This window comes from Streptacidiphilus carbonis (assembly GCF_000787775.1).
GTDB lineage: Bacteria > Actinomycetota > Actinomycetes > Streptomycetales > Streptomycetaceae > Streptacidiphilus > Streptacidiphilus carbonis.
The window spans coordinates 12,503-29,607 of the sequence record NZ_BBPM01000059.1 but is presented as its reverse complement, the minus strand read 5'-3'; the positions used below and the strand labels follow the sequence as shown (position 1 = coordinate 29,607).

General features: G+C 70.7%; 15 protein-coding genes and 1 pseudogene. 7 read left to right on the top strand and 9 right to left on the bottom strand.

The window, feature by feature from the left end; genetic code table 11:
- Positions 1–80: 80 nt before the first annotated feature.
- The 7 genes from murJ to TR46_RS31130 all read left to right on the top strand — a co-directional run bounded on the left by murJ (position 81) and on the right by TR46_RS31130 (position 9,452).
- Positions 81–2,600: a murein biosynthesis integral membrane protein MurJ gene (gene murJ / locus TR46_RS31160; RefSeq protein ID WP_042408281.1), complete on the top strand. Its 2,520-nt coding sequence runs from the start codon at positions 81–83 to the stop codon at positions 2,598–2,600.
- A 148-nt stretch (positions 2,601–2,748) separates the two neighbouring features.
- Positions 2,749–4,782, top strand: a complete 2,034-nt coding sequence (locus TR46_RS42755; protein ID WP_161790234.1) for a protein kinase family protein — start codon at positions 2,749–2,751, stop codon at positions 4,780–4,782.
- Positions 4,779–5,591, top strand: coding sequence for an RNA polymerase sigma factor SigM (gene sigM, locus TR46_RS31150; protein ID WP_084719095.1), 813 nt, complete (start codon positions 4,779–4,781; stop codon positions 5,589–5,591). Before TR46_RS42755 ends, sigM begins: the two co-directional genes overlap by 4 nt.
- Positions 5,588–6,610 (top strand): RsmA family anti-sigma factor, encoded by a 1,023-nt coding sequence (locus TR46_RS31145; protein ID WP_042408279.1) that lies wholly within the window; start codon positions 5,588–5,590, stop codon positions 6,608–6,610. The genes sigM and TR46_RS31145 overlap by 4 nt, the downstream gene beginning before the upstream one ends.
- Positions 6,611–6,712: 102 nt before the next feature.
- The gene (gene trxB / locus TR46_RS31140) at positions 6,713–7,690 is read left to right on the top strand and encodes a thioredoxin-disulfide reductase (protein ID WP_042408276.1); all 978 of its coding nucleotides are present in this window, start codon (positions 6,713–6,715) and stop codon (positions 7,688–7,690) included.
- 50 nt (positions 7,691–7,740) lie between these two features.
- A complete protein-coding gene (gene trxA, locus TR46_RS31135) occupies positions 7,741–8,070 on the top strand; it encodes a thioredoxin (RefSeq protein WP_042408273.1) in 330 nt (109 codons plus the stop codon).
- 206 nt (positions 8,071–8,276) lie between these two features.
- The gene (locus TR46_RS31130) at positions 8,277–9,452 is read left to right on the top strand and encodes an N-acetylmuramoyl-L-alanine amidase (protein WP_042408270.1); all 1,176 of its coding nucleotides are present in this window, start codon (positions 8,277–8,279) and stop codon (positions 9,450–9,452) included.
- 74 nt (positions 9,453–9,526) lie between these two features.
- Here the strand turns inward: TR46_RS31130 and TR46_RS31125 are convergent, their stop codons facing one another.
- From TR46_RS31125 to rpmH, 9 genes and pseudogenes are all read right to left on the bottom strand, one after another.
- On the bottom strand, positions 9,527–10,144 hold the full coding sequence (locus TR46_RS31125) for a GNAT family N-acetyltransferase (RefSeq protein ID WP_042408268.1): 618 nt from the start codon (positions 10,142–10,144) through the stop codon (positions 9,527–9,529).
- Between the two features lie 324 nt (positions 10,145–10,468).
- Positions 10,469–11,578 (bottom strand): ParB/RepB/Spo0J family partition protein, encoded by a 1,110-nt coding sequence (locus TR46_RS31120; RefSeq protein ID WP_052433243.1) that lies wholly within the window; start codon positions 11,576–11,578, stop codon positions 10,469–10,471.
- A gap of 211 nt (positions 11,579–11,789) precedes the next feature.
- Positions 11,790–12,636: pseudogene (locus tag TR46_RS31115) on the bottom strand (ParA family protein); the annotation flags it as partial.
- Between the two features lie 471 nt (positions 12,637–13,107).
- Complete coding sequence (gene rsmG / locus TR46_RS31110) at positions 13,108–13,893, bottom strand: 16S rRNA (guanine(527)-N(7))-methyltransferase RsmG (RefSeq protein WP_042408266.1); 786 nt, start codon at positions 13,891–13,893, stop codon at positions 13,108–13,110.
- A 105-nt stretch (positions 13,894–13,998) separates the two neighbouring features.
- The gene (locus tag TR46_RS31105) at positions 13,999–14,541 is read right to left on the bottom strand and encodes a Jag family protein (RefSeq protein WP_042408263.1); all 543 of its coding nucleotides are present in this window, start codon (positions 14,539–14,541) and stop codon (positions 13,999–14,001) included.
- 68 nt (positions 14,542–14,609) lie between these two features.
- Complete coding sequence (gene yidC, locus TR46_RS31100; RefSeq protein ID WP_042408260.1) at positions 14,610–15,857, bottom strand: membrane protein insertase YidC; 1,248 nt, start codon at positions 15,855–15,857, stop codon at positions 14,610–14,612.
- Positions 15,854–16,213 (bottom strand): membrane protein insertion efficiency factor YidD, encoded by a 360-nt coding sequence (gene yidD / locus TR46_RS31095; protein WP_042408293.1) that lies wholly within the window; start codon positions 16,211–16,213, stop codon positions 15,854–15,856. The genes yidC and yidD overlap by 4 nt, the downstream gene beginning before the upstream one ends.
- Positions 16,214–16,251: 38 nt before the next feature.
- Positions 16,252–16,746: a ribonuclease P protein component gene (rnpA, locus tag TR46_RS40215; protein WP_084719094.1), complete on the bottom strand. Its 495-nt coding sequence runs from the start codon at positions 16,744–16,746 to the stop codon at positions 16,252–16,254.
- A 16-nt stretch (positions 16,747–16,762) separates the two neighbouring features.
- Positions 16,763–16,900, bottom strand: coding sequence for a 50S ribosomal protein L34 (gene rpmH / locus TR46_RS40210; RefSeq protein ID WP_034089364.1), 138 nt, complete (start codon positions 16,898–16,900; stop codon positions 16,763–16,765).
- Between the last annotated feature and the right edge of the window lie 205 nt (positions 16,901–17,105).

The following is a 17,105-nucleotide window of genomic DNA, read 5'->3' as shown; positions in this document are numbered from 1 at the left end:
GGGCCGCCGGATGAGAGGGTGGACTCCATGGACGGCCAGGTGACACCCGGCCGCCCCGTCCAAGGATCCGGAGAGGTGGCATGAGCGCCGCGCGTGACGGCAGAACCCAGCAGGGACGCGATGGACGCGGCCCCAACCGAGGTACGCCCCCCGCCGCCCCCGGCCAGGACCAGCAGCCCCAGGCCGCCGACCCGTACCTGGACGAGACCTATGCGCGCGACCCCTACGCCCAGGACCCGTACGGCCAGGACCCCTACGCGCAGGATCCGTACGCCCAGGACCCGTACCCGCAGAACCAGCAGCAGCAGTATCCGCAGCAGGCCCAGCAGTACGGACAGGACCCGTACGCGCAGGACCCGTACGCCCAGCCGCAGCAGCAGCCCCAGCAGTACGCCCAGCCCCAGCAGCCCTACCACGAGCAGCCCTACCAGCAGCCGCCCTACCCGGAGCAGTACAGCCAGGAGCAGGCGTACCAGCAGCAGTACAGCCAGGAGCAGTACAGCCAGGAGCAGAACTACCAGCAGCCCGGCTACGCCGCTCCCCAGTACCCGCAGCAGCCCCAGCAGCCGTACCAACAGCCCTACCAGGAGCCCCCGCCCCCGCAGCAGCCGTACGGCGGCGGCGTCCCGGACGGGGCCACCGTGCCCGGCTTCGGGCCGGCCCAGACGCCGCAGGGCTTCCCCCAGGGATACGGTCCGTCCGTGCCGCAGCCGGCCCAGCCGCCCGCCGCCGAGGTCGGCGTCGACGAGCTGCTCAGCAACGCCACCCGCAGCAAGCAGGACAGCGACCCCTACGCCTACCTCTTCCGCGAGAGCGACCAGGCCTCCTACGCCCCCGGCTGGTACGGCGAGGCCGGCGGCGGAGACGCCGAGGCGACCGGCACCATCCCGCTGCTGCGGTTCAACCCGATGGCACCGCCGCCCCCGGGCGCCGTCGCCGGGACGCCCACCGCCCCGGCGGAGGCGAAGCCCGCAGGCAGGGGCGGCGGGATCCTCGGCTCCAGCGCCATCATGGCGGCCGGCACCCTGGTCTCCCGGGGCACCGGCTTCGTCCGCACCATGATCATCACCTTCGCCATCGGCGTGGGAGCCATGGGCGACTCCTACAACGTCGCCAACACCCTGCCGACCCTGCTCTACATCCTGGTCGGCGGCGGCGCGCTGAACGCCGTCTTCGTACCGCAGCTGGTCCGCAGCATGAAGAACGACGAGGACGGCGGCGAGGCCTACGCCAACCGCCTGCTCACCCTGATCGTGGTCGGGCTCGGCGGTGTGGTGTTCGTCACCGTGCTGGCGGCACCGCTGCTGGTCCGGCTGGTCTCCGCCTCGATCATGAGGGACCCGCAGAGCGCCGATGTGACGGTCGCGCTGGCCCGCTACTGCCTGCCCACCATCTTCTTCATGGGCGTGCACGTGGTGATGGGTCAGATCCTCAACGCCCGCGGCCGCTTCGGGGCCATGATGTGGACCCCGGTGCTCAACAACGTCGTGGTCATCTTCACCTTCGGCATGTACGCCTGGGTGTACGGGTCGTTCAACAAGACCGGAGTCACCCCGCACAGCATCTCGCCCGAGGGCGCACGGCTGCTGGGTATCGGCACCCTGCTCGGCCTCACCGTCCAGGCGCTGTCGATGATCCCCTACCTGCGGGCCGCCGGGTTCAGGTTCCGCCCGCGCTTCGACTGGCGCGGCCACGGCCTGGGCCACGCCGCCAAGCTGGCCAAGTGGACCTTCCTGTTCGTGCTCGCCAACCAGGCCGGCTACCTGGTGGTCACCCAGCTGGCCACCGCGGCGGGCAACGCCTCGGGCCGCAACGGCGCGGGCCTGTCCGCCTACTCCAACGCTCTGCTGATCTGGCAGCTCCCGCAGGCCGTGATCACCGTGTCGGTGATGAGCGCCGTGCTGCCCAGGATCTCCCGCGCGGCGGCGGACGGCCGGGCCGCGGCCGTCCGCGACGACCTCTCCTACGGGCTGCGCACCTCGGCGGTGGCCATCGTCCCGGGCGCCTTCCTCTTCCTGGCGCTGGGCCCGGTCATCGGCTCGGTGATCTACGGCTTCGGCAACTCCTCCCAGGGCACCTCCGTGGGCTGGATGCTCTCCGCCTTCGCGCTCGGCCTGATCCCCTACTCGGCCCAGTACGTGCTGCTGCGCGGCTTCTACGCCTACGAGGACACCAGGACGCCCTTCTACAACACGGTCTGGGTCGCCGCGAGCAACGCCCTGCTCTCCGGCTTCTGCTACCTGGTCCTGCCGGCGGACTGGGCGGTGACCGGCATGGCCTTCGCCTACGGCTTCTCCTATTTGGTCGGACTGCTGGTCGCGCTGCCCCGGCTGAAGCGCCGGATCGGCGACCTGGACGGCCCCCGGTGCAAGCGCACCTACGGCCGGCTGATCGCCGCCAGCATCCTCCCGGCGGTGCTCGGCTTCGCCGTCTCCACGCTGATCGTGGACTCCCTCGGCCAGGGCCTGCTCCCGGACATCGCCGCCCTCGTGGTCGGCGCAGGACTGCAGATCGGACTGTTCGTCGTGATCGCCCAGCGGATGCGCATCGAGGAACTCAACGGTCTGATCGGCATGGTGCGCAGCAAACTGGGGCGCTGATACCGACTCACCCCGATTTGGCGAAGAGGGGACCTCCCCGGAGCAACCTCCGAGGGGGATCGTGGGTCGTAGTCGGATAGCGGGCATTGGCACAATTGACCGCGGCCCGGAATGATCGAGGGCACAGCACAGGGGAGGCAGGACGACGGTGGCGGATCGCAGCAAGGCTCCGGTCGAGACGATCGCGGAGAGCAGCGCGGACGCCTGTCCCGCGGAGCCCGCAGCGGAGCTGACAGCCGAGCTCACCGCGGAGGAGATCGCCGGCGAACTCCGCGCTGACGAGGGGTCACCCGCCGACGGGCAGCAGCACGCTGTGCCCGACGCCCCGGCCGACCGGACCGAGGACGGCGACCAGGCCGAAGGCCCCGAAACCGAAGGAGCGGCCGCTGCCGGCGGCGCCGCCGAGGACCACACCGAGGACCCCGCCGACGACGCCACTGACGACGCCACCGTGGCCATCACCCCGGCGGCCGTGAAGGACGCCGCGGCGTCCGAGGAACCGGCCGGGGCCGAGGAACCGGCCGGGGCCGTCGAAACCACCGCACCCACCCGGGCCCTCCGGCCGCCTGAGGCGGCCGCACCCGCCGGGCCGGTCCCGCTGCTGCCCGCGCCGGTGCGCCACAGCGGCGACCGCATCGCCGACCGCTACCGGCTGGAGGAATGCCTCACCCAGGCGGGCGTGTTCACCAGTTGGCGCGCCGTCGACGAGAAGCTGCGCCGCGCGGTCGGCATCCACCTGCTCGCCTCCGGCCACCAGCGCTCCAAGGACGCCGTCGCCGCCGCCCGGCAGGCGGCGCTGCTGGGCGACCCGCGCTTCGTCCAGGTCCTCGACGCGGTCGAGGACGGCGAGTTGGTCTACATCATCCGCGAATGGCTCCCCGACGCCACCGATCTCGGCACCCTGCTCGCCGAGGGGCCGCTGGAGTCCTACGAGGCCTACCAGATGGTCCGTCAGGTCACCGACGCCATCGCGGCCGCACACCGCAAGGGCCTGTCACACCTGCGGCTCACCCCCTCGTGCGTGCTGCGCAGCGACAGCGGCCAGTACCGGATCAACGGCCTGGCCATGGAGGCCGCGCTGCACGGACTCGTGCCCGAGGACCGGGCGGCGGCCGAGTTGGACGACACCCGGGCCATCGGCGCGCTGCTGTTCGCCTCGCTCACCCACCGCTGGCCCTACCCGGAGGACCGCCACGGACTGCAGGGCATCCCCAGGACCGTCGGCGTCGTCCCGCCCGAGAAGGTCAAGGCGGGCATCCACCGCGGCCTGTCCGACCTGTGCTCCCGGATCCTGTGCGAGACCCCGGCCCGGCACCTGGAGCCGCTGACGTCCCCTCAGGAGCTGGCCAGGGCCATCGGCCAGCTGCCCAGGATCAAGCAGCCCGAGCCCGAGCCGCTGGTGCTGCCCGAGTACCCGGCCGCCCGGTCGGTGGCCTACCCGCAGCGCGACCAGGGCCCCACCGTGCCGCTCCCGCCCAGGCGCGCACCGATGCCGCCGCCCCCGCCGCCGGCCCTGCCCGGACGCACCGGGAAGGCACTCAAATGGGGCATCTCCCTGGTCCTGCTGGCGGCGGTCGGCCTCGGCAGCTGGGGGACGGCCCAGGCGCTGATGGACAAGCCCGACACCGGCAGCAGCCAGCTCCCGGTGACCGCCGGGGTCGGCGGTCACACCTCCGCGTCACCCAAGCCCTCAACCGCGACGCAGCAGTTGCTGAAGATCGCCGGGGCGACCGAGTTCTCCCCGCTCGGCGCGCCGATACAGGCCGATCAGGTGCCGCTGGCCATAGACAGCAAGAACAACACCTCCTGGATCACCGCGGAGTACCAGCACTACCCGAACTTCGGGAACCTCGGCAGCCGCGCCGACGGCAGCGGGATCATCGTCGACCTCGGCAGCGTGCAGAGCGTCTCCGGCGTCAAGCTCGTCCTGCCGGTGGCCGGGCAGACCCTGGAGGTGCTGGCGGCCCCCGCCGACGCCGCCTCCGAGCCCACCTCCTCCAGCTCCGCCTTCACCCAGCGGATCGCCAACTCCACCACGGCCGCCACCACCTTCAACAGCGCGCTGCTGGCCACACCGGTGCGCACCCGCTACGTTCTGATCCACATCACCAGCCTCCCGCCGGAGGCCGGAAACTCCTCGGCGTACCGCGGCGGGATCTCGGAGATCCAGATCATCGGATGACAGCCTCCGAGGGGGGAAGCACGCCCGTGGCCGGAACGCCGCAGGAAGTCAGCGACGCCGAACTGCTGGCACGGCACGTCGCGGGAGACCACGACGCCTTCGGCGAGCTGGTCCAGCGCCATCGCGACCGGCTCTGGGCGGTGGCGCTGCGCACCCTGGGCGACCGCGAGGAAGCCGCCGACGCCCTCCAGGACGCCCTGGTCTCCGCCTTCCGGGCCGCCCACACCTTCCAGGGGCGCTCGGCGGTGACCACCTGGCTGCACCGGATCGTGGTCAACGCCTGCCTGGACCGGGTCCGCCGCAACGCAAGCAGGCCCACCCGCCCGCTCGACGAGCAGACCACCCCGGACGACCTGCTGGGCCACGGCGAGGGGGCCGACGTGTCGGCGGAGCGCAGCGAGCTCCGCCGCGAACTCGGCACCGCCCTCGCCACTCTCCCCCCGGAGCAACGGGCCGCCCTCGTCCTGGTCGACGTCCAGGGCTACCCGGTCGCCGAGGCCGCCCGGATCCTCGACATCCCGATCGGCACGATCAAGAGCCGCTGCGCCCGCGCCCGGGCCCGGCTGCTCCCCCAGATCGCCCACCTCCGCCGCCCCGTCCCGCAGGCTCCGATCCCCCGGGGGACGACCCCGGAACCCCCGGCGGACGGCGCCGGTGTTTCACGTGAAACAGATGGTCCGGTGCTTCCGCACGCCCCCACCGGCGGGGATACCGCGCCACCGGGACGGGAAGGGAACCCGAACGAGGGACCGACCGTCCCACTACTGGCCAATCGACGACCCGACGCAGGAGGGGAGCAGCCGACATGAGCCAGACCACCCCGCCGTTCGGCCTGGACTCCTCCGGCCACCCCCCGGTCGAGGCCATCGCCGACTACCTGGAGGACCTGCTCCCCGACGAGGCCGCGGCCGAACTGGGCGAGCACCTCGCGGGCTGTCCCGAATGCCTGGACACCCACGCGGCCATCGAGGAGATCCGGGCCCTGCTCGGCGAGGCCGCGCCGGTCGCGCTTCCCGGCGACATCGCTGTCCGGATCGACGCGGCCCTCGCCGCCGAGGCACTGCTCAGCTCGACCGCACCGACCGCGACCGGCGAGCCCGCTCAAGCCCCTGACGCCGACGATCCCGACGGAGCGGCCGAGCCCGCCGAAGCCCCTGAGACGGCCACAGCGCCGCTGCAGACCGCCGGCAGCTCCCATGGCGCCGGGCGCCGCTCCGGCGCCGCCCACGGCCCGGCAGGCCCCTCGGGCCCCTCGGGCCCGCCCGCGCCTTCCACCGCGAGCACCGGTCCCGGCCGCAACCGCCGCCGGATCCTACGCCGGGCCGCCATGGGGCTGGCCGCGCTCGCCGTCGTCGGAGTTGTCACCGTCTCAGCGCTCCAGATCCACACGCCGCACAGCTCCAATGGAGCCGCATCCACCGCTGCGGGCCCCGGAAACGCGGCAGGACTTGTGCCCGGAGTCCAGGCGTACATCGACTTCACCGACGCCGCGCTGACCCAACAGGTACAAGCGCTGCTGCGCCACACGTCCCCGAGCGGGGGGACGCCGAGGACCGCCGCTGGAGCGAACGCGACCGAACACTCCGCGGCCACTCCGGCCTCCACCGTCCCCGCGTGTGTCCTCCAGGCCGCCGACCGCAGCGGGGACCGACCCCTGACCTCGGGCCAGGGCAGCTACCGGGGCACCCCGGTCTTCGCTCTGGTCTACGCCGACGCCACGAACCCCCAGCAGACCCTGGACGTCTATCTGATCTCCTCAGCCTGTACCGCCGCCACCGGGTCCCAACCCGGCCAGGTCCTCCTGCACAGCACCGTGCCGCGCGACTGAGCGCCCCGGGAATGCGAGACACTGGGGAACCGTTGAGCGATGTGGGCAGCGACCCGTCCACTCGACCGCCCCAGGCTTGCGAAGCGATTCAGGAGATGTGCAGTGAGCGACGTCCGTAACGTGATCATCATCGGCTCCGGCCCGGCCGGCTACACGGCTGCGCTCTACACGGCACGTGCCTCGCTGAAGCCCCTGGTCTTCGAAGGGGCGGTTTCCGCCGGCGGCGCTCTGATGAACACGACCGAGGTGGAGAACTTCCCCGGCTTCCAGGACGGGATCATGGGCCCGGAGCTCATGGACAACATGCGCGGACAGGCCGAGCGCTTCGGCGCCGAGCTGATCCCGGACGACATCATCGCGGTGGACCTCAGCGGCGACATCAAGACCGTCACCGACTCCGAGGGCACCGTGCACCGGGCCAAGGCCGTCATCGTCACCACCGGATCCCAGCACCGCAAGCTCGGCCTGCCCCGCGAGGACCAGCTGTCCGGCCGCGGCGTCTCCTGGTGCGCGACCTGCGACGGGTTCTTCTTCCGGGACCAGGACATCGTCGTGGTCGGCGGCGGCGACACCGCCATGGAGGAGGCGACCTTCCTGTCGCGCTTCGCCAAGTCGGTCACCGTGGTGCACCGCCGCAGCGAGCTGCGTGCCAGCAAGACCATGCAGGAGCGCGCCTTCGCCGACCCGAAGATCAGCTTCGCCTGGAACAGCGAGGTCGCCGAGATCCACGGCGACGCCAAGCTCAGCAGCCTGACGCTGCGCGACACCGTCACCGGCGAGCTGCGCGAGCTGGCCGTCACCGGGCTGTTCATCGCCGTCGGCCACGACCCTCGCACCGAGCTCTTCAAGGGCCAGCTCGACCTGGACGACGAGGGCTACCTGCGGGTCCAGGCCCCCTCCACCCGCACCAACCTGGAGGGTGTCTTCGGCGCCGGCGACGTCGTCGACCACACCTACCGCCAGGCGATCACCGCGGCCGGCACCGGCTGCGCCGCCGCACTGGACGCCGAGCGATACCTGGCCGCCCTGGCCCACGCCGAGAGCGCGCACAGCGAGAGCGCCGCGGCCGTCGCGGTCTGAGCCGCCCCCTTCACCATCCCAGTCACCCCCCGCACACCCGAGGAGCCCCCGTGGCCGGCGCCACCATCACCGTGACCGACGACACCTTCGAGACCGAGGTGCTCAAGAGCGACAAGCCCGTGCTCGTCGACTTCTGGGCCACCTGGTGCGGCCCGTGCCGCCAGGTCGCCCCCGCGCTCGAGGAGATCGCCGCCGAATACGCGGACAAGATCACCATCGCCAAGTTGGACATCGACGCCAACCCCAATGTCCCCGCCACCTACGGCGTCCTGTCCATCCCCACCATGAACGTCTACCAGGGCGGCGAGGTCGTGAAGACCATCGTCGGCGCCAAGCCCAAGAGCGCGCTGGTGCGCGACCTCGCCGAGTTCCTCGCCTAGGTCGCCCGCAGTCGGCACTGCGAACGCCGGGACCGCCACCACCCCGTGGCAGTCCCGGCGTTCGCATGTTCCCGCACGTTTCACGTGAAACAGTTCTCCGAGGAGCGACCCCCAAGCTCCCACGTAACAACCACAACGGCAGGCGTCGACGCGGCCCTGACGGCGCGTACGATCATGGGATCCGATGAGGAGGGGACCCTCGCGTCATGACCCAGCAGCAACCAGCGCACGCCTACCACTGGCAGCTCGGCGACAGCGGACCGGCAGTGGCAGAGATCCGGTTCAAGCTCGGTCTGCTGGGGCTGCTGCCCGCCGTGGACAGCACCGTGGGCAGTCCGCTGGCCTCCGCCAGCTCCCTGTTCGACTCGCTGGTCGACGCCGCCGTGCGCTACTTCCAGCAGCAGCGCGGACTCACCGCGGACGGCATCGTCGGGCCGGAGACCTACCGGCACCTCAACGAGGCCCGCTGGCAGCTGGGCGACCGGGTGCTCAACCACATCGTCGGCAACCCCCAGGTCGGCGACGATGTCGCCCAGCTCCAGCAGCGGCTGCTGGACATGGGCTTCACCCCGGGGCAGGTGGACGGCATCTTCGGCGCCACCACCGCCCAGGCGCTCAGCGAGTTCCAGCGCAATATGGGCCTCTACCCCGACGGCACCCTGGGCCCCGCCACCTTCACCGTGCTGGCCCGGCTGGCCCGGACCGTCGTCGGCGGAGCACCGCACGTGATGCGGGAGACCGAGATGCTGCTGCGCTCCGGCGCGTCCCTGCCGGGAAAGGTCATCGTCATCGACCCCGGGCACGGCGGCGACGATCCGGGCGTGAGTGCCCACGGCCACACCGAGGCCGCCATCGTCTGGGACGTCGCCACCCGGCTGGAGGGCAGGCTCACCGCCCTGGGCGTGCGCACCTATCTCACCCGCAACGCCGAGAACGGCGGCGACGAGGCCCAGCGCGCCCGCTTCGCCAACTCCACCGACGCCAATCTGATGCTCTCGCTCCACCTGGACGGGCACCACAACCCCTGGGCCGCCGGCGCCTCCAGCTACTACTACGGAGACGAGAGCCGGGGCCGCTGGTCCCACACCGGCAAGCAGTTCGCCGGCCTGCTCCAGCGCGAGCTGGTCGCCCGCTGCGGTCTCGGCGACAACCGCAGCCACGCCCGCACCTGGACCCTGCTGCGGTCCACCCGGATGGCCGCGGTACGCCTGGAGCTCGGCTACCTGACCAACCCCGAGGACGCCATGCGCCTGGTCTCCCCCCAGGTGCGCGCACAGGCCGTGGAGGCGATCGCGGTGGCGGTGCAGCGGCTCTACCTCCCCCCGGAGGAGGACGCCCCCACCGGCGTCCTGCACCTCCCCGCCGACATCCGCAGCAACTGACCCGCCGCTGTTTCACGTGAAACAGCGCGGCTTCCCAGGGGGGGTGCCCCCGGGAAGCCGTTTCACGTGAAACATCAGAGCGGCCGCAGTGAGGGCTCCTTCTGGACCGCGCCGAGCAACCGCTCCAGCGCGACCTCCATCTCGCCCTTCCAGGAGATCGCAGAGCGGACTTCCAGCCGCAGCCGCGGATAGCGCGGGTGCGGCCGCACCGTCTTGAAGCCGACGGCCAGCAGGTGGTCGGCCGGCAGCACGCAGCTCGGCCCGGTCCACTTGGCGTCGCCGAACGCCTCGATGGCCTTGAAGCCGCGCCGCACCAGATCCTTGGCCACCGCCTGTACCAGAGTCCGTCCGATTCCCTGCCCCTGAAACTCCGGCAGGATCCGGGATGTCATCAACTGCACCGCGTCGGGGGAGACCGGACTGGTGGGAAAGGCCAGCGACCGGGGGACATACGCGGCCGGCGCGTAGAGCACGAACCCCACCGGCACATCGTCGACATAGGCGACCCGGCCGCAGGATCCCCATTCCAGCAGCACCGCCGAGATCCAGGACTCCTTCTCCTGCTCCGCCTGCCCCGCTTTGATCGCCGCCTCCCCGTTCACCGGGTCCAGTTCCCAGAAGACACAGGAGCGGCAACTGAGGGGGAGTTCAGCGAGAGAGTCGAGAGTCAGCGGTACCAGCCTGCGTCCCATGCACCACACCTTCGGGCCCGGCGGCCGCCGCCCGCGCCGCCTCCTGCTTCCACGATAGAGCCGCATCCCGCTCGGCAGCACCCTGCCGGGACCGGTCCAGGATCATCGTGGAGACAAAGCCGCAGACTGCCCCGGCCACCAGTTCTCCGGTCAGCAGCACCGCTCGTCCTTGTGCGCGCATGACCCCTCCCACGGGCTCAACGCAGTACCGAGAGAACCTTCGGCGCCATCGTAGCCACCACTCGGGGCGACAAGAAGGGCCTTCGTTCCCTCCAGAAATGGAGCACCTGGAACGAAGGCCCTTCCCTGTCTCTGCCGTTCGGGTCAGCCCTCTGACTCGGCCGCCTCGCCGTCCATCCCCTGCTTCAGTAGCTGGCCCTCGCCGGGAGCGAAGGAGCCGAGGATCCGGTCGAGATCCTCCACCGAGGCGAACTCCACCACGATCTTCCCGCGCTTCTGACCGAGCTCGACCTTCACCCGGGTGTCGAAGCGGTCGGAGAGCCGACTCGCCAGACTGGCGAGTGCGGGGGACACCAGCTTGCCGGCCCTCGGGCCCCGCGCCCGGCGCTCGGGGTGCCGCTCCTCCGACATCAGCTTGACGATCTCCTCCACCGCACGCACCGAGAGTCCCTCGGCGTTGATGCGGTGCGCCAGCCGGTCCTGCTCGGCGGGATCGTCCAGGGCCAGGAGTGCCCGGGCATGCCCTGCGGACAGGATCCCTGCGGCGACCCGGCGCTGCACCGGCGGCGAGAGCTTCAGCAGCCGCAGCGTGTTGGACACCTGCGGGCGGGAGCGCCCGATCCTGTCGGCCAACTCGTCATGGCTGCAGGAGAAGTCGCGCAACAGCTGGTCGTAGGCGGCAGCCTCTTCCAACGGGTTGAGCTGCGAGCGGTGCAGGTTCTCCAACAGGGCGTCAAGGAGGAGCTTCTCGTCCTCCGTTGCCCGGACGATCGCCGGAATGGCCTCCAGCCCGGCCTTGCGCGACGCCCGCCAGCGGCGCTCGCCCATGATCAGCTCATAGCGGTCCGGCGAGGTCTGCCGGACCACCACCGGCTGCAGCAGGCCCACCTCCTGGATCGAGTGGACCAGCTCCTCCAGAGCTTCCTCGTCGAAGATGTCACGCGGCTGGCGCGGGTTGGGAGTGATCGCGTCCAGCGGAATCTCGGCGAAGTAGGCGCCCTCCACCGCCTGCAGCTCGGGGACGGCCGCGGCGGCCGCCGCCGTTTCACGTGAAACAACGCTCTCGGCGGTGCGCTCCAGGGTGCCGACACCGCCCCCGGCCGAACCCGCCTCAGCTCCCGCACTGAGCGAGGGCACCTCGCCCGGCGACCGGGTACCGCCGATCGCGGCGGGGGCCGGCCTGCTCTCCGGACCACTGGCCGCCGGGATCAGTGCCCCGAGACCGCGCCCCAGACCTCTACGACGTTCACTCACCGCTGCCCCTCCATCGTGCCGTGCTGCTGTACTGCGGCGTGCTGTCCTGTGCTCCCCGACCCTGTGCTCCCCGACCCTGTGCTCCCCGGCCCTGTGCTCCCCGGCCCTGTGCTCTCCGGCTCAGCCATCCGGCGGGGCTGCTGCTGGTATACGCCCGGGTTGCCCGGAGTCGCGGCGAAGCGCTCGTCCGCGGCCCTGCTGTCCTTCTCGGCGCCGCGCAGCGCGATCTCCTTGGCGGCCTCCAGATAGGAGAGCGCCCCCGTCGATCCGGGGTCATAGGTGAGCACGGTCTGCCCATAGCTCGGCGCCTCGGACACACGCACCGACCGGGGGATGCTGGTCCGCAGCACCTCGTCCTGGAAGTGGCTGCGCACCTCGTCGGCGACCTGCGACGCCAGTCGGGTACGGGCGTCGTACATGGTGAGCAGGATCGTGGACACATGCAGATGGGGATTGAGGTGCGCGCGTACCAGGTCAACATTGCGCAGCAGCTGGCCCAGCCCCTCCAGCGCGTAGTACTCGCACTGGATCGGGATCAGTACCTCGCGGCCGGCCACCATGGCATTGACCGTCAGCAGCCCCAGCGACGGCGGACAGTCGATCAGCACATAGTCCAGCGGCTGCTCATAGGCCTCGATCGCACGCTGTAGTCGGCTCTCCCTGGCCACCAGCGAGACCAGCTCGATCTCCGCGCCGGCCAGGTCGATGGTGGCCGGGCAGCAGAAGAGCCCCTCCACATCCACCACCGGCTGGACCACGTCGGCGAGCGGCTTGCCCTCGACCAGGACGTCATAGATGGAGGGAACCTCGGCGTGGTGGTCGATCCCCAGAGCCGTGGAGGCGTTGCCCTGCGGGTCCAGGTCGATCACCAGCACCCGGGCTCCGTGCATCGCCAGCGAGGCCGCGAGATTGACGGTGGTGGTGGTCTTCCCTACCCCGCCCTTCTGGTTCGCGACCACCATCACCCGGGTGGCCGCGGGGCGCGGCAGCGCCTCCCCGACCCGTCCCATCGCATCGACGGCGGCCTGGGCAGCCCGTCCGATGGGTGTGTCGTCAATCAGCGGCGTGGCTTCCGACTCCTGCATGGGATGCATGGGCGTCAGTGTTTCATGCGCCGCTGTTTCACGTGAAACAGCGGTCCCCATGTGTCCATTTCGGATCTGTCCGCTCCGGGCCCGCGGCCCCGGAAGCGGCCCCTCTACGGTGTGAGTCTCGCTGGGCAAGGGATCGCCCCCCTCTCCGTCACGGCTGTCGATGGAATCATCGCGCAGCCGAGTGACACGGGGGGCGGGTTGTGGTCCTTCTGGACCCGTTGATGGCCGATCTTCACCCAAATGACGACTGAACTGAGCGGCTCCACGACTGCGGCTCAGGATCCCGGGAAGCAGAGAGCGACGTTTCACGTGAAACACGATGCCCGTTATGGGCAATATATGACGGAACGACACTCCGAGGACCCTGGAGACCAAGAGAGCCCCCGTTTCACGTTTCACGTGAAACGGGGGCTCTGCCAGTCGATCAGAAAGGCGTCAGCGCCGCCGACGGGAGCCGCCGCGGCTTGCGCCACCTGCCGCCTGCCCGGGGGCCCGGCCACCCTTGCGGGCCGCTCTGGCCCTGCGGGTCGCCGCCCGGACACCGCCGGGGCTCTCGCCGACCTTGACCCGCACCACATGCGTCGGGGTCTCCACCACACCCTCGCCGGCCACACCCACCGACCACTCGGTGGCCCCCAGCTTCACCAGCGCGCCCTTGTGGTCCACGAGCTCCTGGCCGGCCGAGTCGCCCTTGAGCGCCAGCATCTCCCCGAAGGGTCGCAGCAGCGGGAGTCCCCAGCCCGCCAGCCGGTCCAGCGGGGCGACCGCCCGCGCGGTCACCACGTCCACCGCGAGCTTGCCGACCATCTCCTCGGCCCGCCCGCGCAGCACCGTGACATTGGCCAGACCCAGCTCCTTCACCACCTCCTCCAGGAAGGTGGTCCGCCGCAGCAGCGGCTCCAGCAGGGTGATCTGCACATCGGGACGTGCCAGCGCCACCGGGATACCCGGCAGCCCGGCCCCCGAGCCCACGTCGCACAGCGACGCGTCCTGCGGCAGCAGCTCGCCCAGCACCGCGCAGTTCAGCACATGCCGCTCCCACAGCCGCGGCACCTCCCGCGGGCCGATCAGCCCGCGGCGCACCCCGGCGTCCGCCAGCAACTCGGCGTAGCGCACCGCCAGCCCGAAGCGGTCACCGAACACCGCCCGTGCCGCCGCGGGGGCCTCCGGAAGCTCCCGCGAGAACTCCTCGGCCACCAACCGACCGTCCGCCTCCGACATTGCCGAACCTCTCCCTTACCACCGCGGCAGCACGGCCCCGCCTGCACGTCGCAGACGGGGCCGTCCATCGTTCACATCACCCTGTCCCAGTGTGGAACAGTCCGACTAAGCAGGCAGCACCACGACGCGCCGCTGCGGCTCCTCGCCCTCCGACTCGCTCCGCAGCCCGGCCGCCGCGACGGCGTCATGGACGACCTTGCGCTCGAACGGCGTCATCGCCCGGAGCTTCACCGGTGTGCCGCTCTCCTTGGCCTCCTTGGCCGCCTGGGCGCCCAGCTCGGCCAGCTCCGCCCGCTTGCGCGCCCGGAACCCCGCGATGTCCAGCATCAGCCTGCTGCGTTCCCCGGTCTCCCGGTGCACCGCCAGCCGGGTCAGCTCCTGCAGAGCCTCCAGCACCTCACCGTCCTGGCCGACCAGCCGCAGCAGCGACCGGTCCGCGCCGGGCGCCTCACCGATGATCGACACGGAGGCGCGGTCGCCCTCCACATCCATGTCGATGTCACCGTCGAGGTCCGCGATGTCGAGAAGGGCCTCCAGGTAGTCCGCGGCGATCTCGCCCTCCTGCTCCAGGTGGCCGAGCACGTCGGTGACTGTCGCGGCACTCTTCGGCTCGTCGCTGGGGACGGGTGCCACGGTTCCTTCCGTCACGGGTGGACTCCTTTGGATTCTGTGATGCTGACTGGGAAATCAGTGCGGAAGCCGTCGCCAGGACGTGCTTAGGACTTCTTCTTCGGCCGACCCGCCGGCTGCGGGTTGCGCTTGCCGGGCTGGTTGGTGCGCTTCTGGCCGCCGCTCTGCGCGGCCCCGGTGCCACCGCCACCGCCGCCACCGGTCTTGGCCCGCCCGCGGGTCTGGCTCGGCGTCTGCTTGGGCGCCTGCTTCGGCGCCCCGGTGCTCTTCGGGGTGCCGTTCTTCGCCGGCGTGCTGCTGCCCTGGGCGGTCGACTCCGCGGCCTCGACCACGGCGTCGGCCGGGGCCGTACCGGCGGCACCGGCCGCGGCGCCGCCGCTCTGACGCTGGGCCTTGGTCTGCCGCTTCGGCTGCTGGCGGCGCACCGGGGCGGCGTCCTCAGGAGCCTCCTCGACCGGGGCGCTGCCGCCCTTCACCAGGGAGGCCAGACCGGCCTTGACCGGGGTGCCGTCGGCGTTCAGCTTGCCCGCGGCCTTCAGCCGCTCCTGGCGCTGCTTGAAGGCCACCGAGCCGGGCGTCGGGTTCTGCCGGATGATCACCAGCTGCTGGCCCAGGGTCCACAGGTTCGAGGTGACCATGTAGATCAGCACACCGACCGGCATGTTGATGCCGAAGAAGATGTAGATGACGGGGAAGACGTACATCATCATCTTCTGCTGCTGCATGTACGGCGTCTTGACCGTGAGGTCGACGTTCTTCGTCATCAGCTGGCGCGTGGTCAGGAACTGCGTGAAGCACATCGTCAGGATCATGATCGCGGTGACGACCTTGACGCTGGTGAGTGTCGAGTGCACGAACGAGGCCGACAGCGGGGCGCCGAAGATGTGCGCCTGCTTGGCACTGTTCAGCAGCGTCAGGTTGATCACGCCGACGGTCTTGCCGTGCGCGACATTGCTGAGCACGCCGTACAGCGACATGAAGAACGGCGACTGGATCAGCAGCGGAAGGCAGCTGGAGGCCGGGTTGGCGCCCGCCTCCTTGTAGAGCTTCATCTGCTCTTCGGCGAGCTTCTGCCGGTCGCCCTTGTAGCGGTCCTGGATGACCTTGAGCCGGGGCTGCAGGGCCTGCATCGCCCGCATCGACTTGGTCTGCTTGATCGTCAGCGGGATCATGCAGGCGCGGACCAGGATCACCAGCGAGACGATCGCCAGACCCCAGGCCCAGCCGCCGTCAGGATTGAAGACCTGGCTGTACAGCGAATGGAACTGGACGATGATCCACGAGACGGCTGTGTACAGCGGGCCGAGGATCGGGTCGAGAAACCCCACGGTCATGCTCCTTGGGCGTTGGTCGAGGGAGCCGGCACATCGGCCCGGCTAGAGGTGTGGGGTCCCAAGTCGTCGCTCTTAGGGGAGACGGGGATGTCTCGGGACAGAACGTTGAGCATCCGCCGATGCCAGACCGGATGCTTGCGCTCAGGAACATAGTCGACGCCGCCGGCACTCCACGGATTGCACCGCAGAATGCGCCAGGCGGTCAGGGCCGTGCCCTTGACGGCGCCGTGCACCCTGATCGCCTCGAATCCGTACCGCGAGCACGAGGGGTGGTACCGGCAGACCGGTCCCAGCAACGGGCTGATGGTCCACTGGTAGAGCCTGATCAGGCCCAGCAGCAGGTATCGGCCCGCCAGCAGTCCGGCCAGGCAGACAGCCGCCACCAGCAGGTACGTCACTGCCCTGCTCCCATCGGCGAGGATGCATCAGGAGGTGCGGTACCGGTCGTGCGGGAGCGGCCGCCCCGGGGGGCGGACAGCTTCCGCAGTGCGGAATCCAGGTCACGTTCCAGGTCCGCGAATTCCGCCGTCCCGGCAGGGGGCAGCGCGCGTACCACTATCAGGCTACCTGCGGGCAGCCCGGTGATACGCGTGGCCATGAGGTGACGCAGGCGACGCTTCACACGGTTGCGGACCACAGCCGGTCCCACGGCCTTGCTGACGACAAAACCCGCACGCGCCGGAGAAGGGTTCTCCCCGGCGCTGTGCGGGTCCGTTGACGACAAGTCCGTGGCGGCCACGGGGTCGCTCTCGCCGTACGGCGCTCCGGTCGCGGCATCCCGGCTCTCGCTGAGATGCACGACCAGGAGCGGTCGTCCGGCACGGCGGCCCCGCCGCACCGCGGTCGCGAAGTCCTGGCGCCGCCTCAACCGATGTTCGGAAGGCAGCACGACATGACCTGATGAATCAGGCGGACAGGCGAGCGCGGCCCTTTTCGCGGCGGGCCGCGAGGATCGCACGGCCGGCACGGGTGCGCATCCGCAGGCGGAAGCCATGGGTCTTCGCACGACGACGGTTGTTCGGCTGGAAAGTGCGCTTGCTCACGGGGGGACTCCAGGATGAATCGAAGGGTGGCGGGGCGTCGGTAGCCGTCACCGTGCGTCCGCGCGATCCCCATAACCGTTATGTACGGTGATCCACGACGCCCGTAGCTGCGCGCCGTGGTGTGCGGATATTCCGCGGGCATGCGGCAGCGGCCATCGACAACTCGACCTCGTTACGGTACGCGGAAGCCGGTCCACGGGTCAAA